General features: G+C 71.1%; 3 protein-coding genes. 1 reads left to right on the top strand and 2 read right to left on the bottom strand.

What is annotated here, in order from left to right; genetic code table 11:
• Positions 1–578: alpha/beta fold hydrolase (locus ACRDP3_RS12610; RefSeq protein WP_431516996.1), on the bottom strand; the 578-nt coding region annotated here is incomplete at its 3' end.
• Positions 579–1,094: 516 nt separating this feature from the next.
• Here ACRDP3_RS12610 and ACRDP3_RS12605 point away from each other — a divergent pair.
• Positions 1,095–1,439, top strand: a complete 345-nt coding sequence (locus tag ACRDP3_RS12605; protein WP_431516995.1) for a hypothetical protein — start codon at positions 1,095–1,097, stop codon at positions 1,437–1,439.
• Positions 1,440–1,503: 64 nt separating this feature from the next.
• Here ACRDP3_RS12605 and ACRDP3_RS12600 read toward each other — a convergent pair.
• A partial coding sequence (locus ACRDP3_RS12600; protein ID WP_431516994.1) for an SDR family oxidoreductase occupies positions 1,504–1,892 on the bottom strand: 389 nt, incomplete at its 5' end.

Raw genomic sequence — 1,892 nt, 5'->3', positions numbered from 1 at the left:
GCGCGCCACGTCGCGGCGGCGACAGCCGGCGGCAGTGCGCCGGCCCCGGTGATGATCTCGGCCCGGCGGTGGGTGTCCGAGGGCGGGAGCAGCTTGCCGATGTAGCCCCGGCGCCAGTCGCCGTTCGTGTCGGCCGCGATGTCTTCGGCGGTCCGGGCGAAGAACGCCTTGTGCCGCTCGTTCAGAATCGGCGCCGGGTCGACCAGCACCGCTGCCCGTACGGCGTCGGGCCGGGCCGCGCACGCCAACGCGACCAGGCCGCCGAGGCTGTGGCCGATGACGACCGGACGGTCGAAGCCCGCCGCTGCGGCGACGGCGAAGGTGTCGTCGGCGAAGGCGGCGACGTCGTACGCGCCGGGGACGGCCGGGTCGGGGCGGGTGCTGTCGCCGTGGCCTCGCAGGTCCAGGGCGGCGACGGCGTGGGACCGGGCGAAGTGCGTGAACTGCGGGGCGAAATACGAGCGGTCGCAGGAGGCCCCGTGCACGAAGACGATCGGCGTCCCGCCGTCCCCGGCGCTGTGGTACGCCAGCCGGACGGGGCCGACCTTCGTATCGGCGTACTCCGCATACTCCGCCACCAAGACCTCCGACTGCCCGGGTCACACCGTCCGGGCGAGACTAGACCGAACACAGTGACGGTGCGCGGTCAGGGCCGGCGGCCGGTGAAGCACAGGAACGCGCCCCTCGGGGCCGGGCCGCTCGGGGCCGGGCCGCTCGGACGGAACGCGCCGGTCGCCGGCCGGTTGACCGAACAGATGCGGTGACGCCGGTCTTCAAGGTGCCGCCCCGTCCCGTACGACTCGACACGACGGCGCACAGGACAGGGATTCCGCTCGAGCCGGCAGCTGGAGAGTCCAGCGACGGGCGTACGAACCGTGCTGCCCCGACCGTTCGGTTGATGCCGGTCACTTCTCTGGTGGGGCAGCCGGTCAGTACGCCTTGATCGGCGTCAGAGCACTCGGCGCGGCATACAGCCCATTCGGCGTAAGGCGGATCGATTCGTCAGCCCTCGTACCGGTGATGCGGCAGATCAGGGGACACCTCTGGGGGCAGTGGCGGGGTGGAATGGACACCCCCACACAAAGAAGGTACTCATGCCTCTTCGTCACGTGCTCGGTGCCGCTGCCGGTGCCCTCGTGCTTGCGCTTTCCCTGCCTGGTTCCGCCAGTGCCGCTCAGGGAGATTTCACGTACGTCTACAACGACTCCAACGGAACCCCGCAGGCCGGCCAACTCACCGACCCGCCAAGCGGGGTGTGCCTGACCCTCCCCGAGGTCGCGTCCGACTGGACGACGCCCGCGCACACGCCGAGGAACTTCACCGGCTCGACCGCGACGGTCTTCGCCGGCACCGACTGCTCGGGGCCTTACTTCAGCCTGCGCCCCCATGTCGGTCATGCCTCCGAGCGCCTGAAGGTGCGTTCGGTCGTCTTCTCCTGACCAGTCTTCCCGCCGCCCCGGTACGAGCCGATCCGAGCCCGTACCGGGGCGGCGGTCGGCCACGTCAGTCGACTGGGCCGCCGGCCACGTAGAGGACCTGGCCGGAGACGAACCCCGCTTCGGGGCTCACCAGGTACGACGCGGTGTGCGCGATGTCCTCGGGCAGGCCGACCCTGCGGACCGGGATGGACTGGGCCGCGTTGCGCTGGAAGTCGGCGAAGTCGAGGCCGAGTCTGCGGGCGGACGCCCTGGTCATGTCGCTCACGACGAAGCCGGGTGCGATGGCGTTGGCCGTGACGCCGCGCGGTCCGAGTTCGAGGGCGAGCGTCTTGGTGAAGCCGATCAGACCGGCCTTCGCGCTGGCATAGCCGACCCGGCCGGCGTCGCCGACCGCCGAGATGCTCGAGATGTTGACGATGCGACCCCACCCGGCGTCGATCATGTGCCGGCCTA

This window comes from Streptomyces sp., assembly GCF_050698815.1.
Lineage (GTDB): Bacteria > Actinomycetota > Actinomycetes > Streptomycetales > Streptomycetaceae > Streptomyces.
The sequence above is the reverse complement of the archived record's forward strand: the minus strand, read 5'-3'. Positions and strand labels throughout refer to the sequence as shown.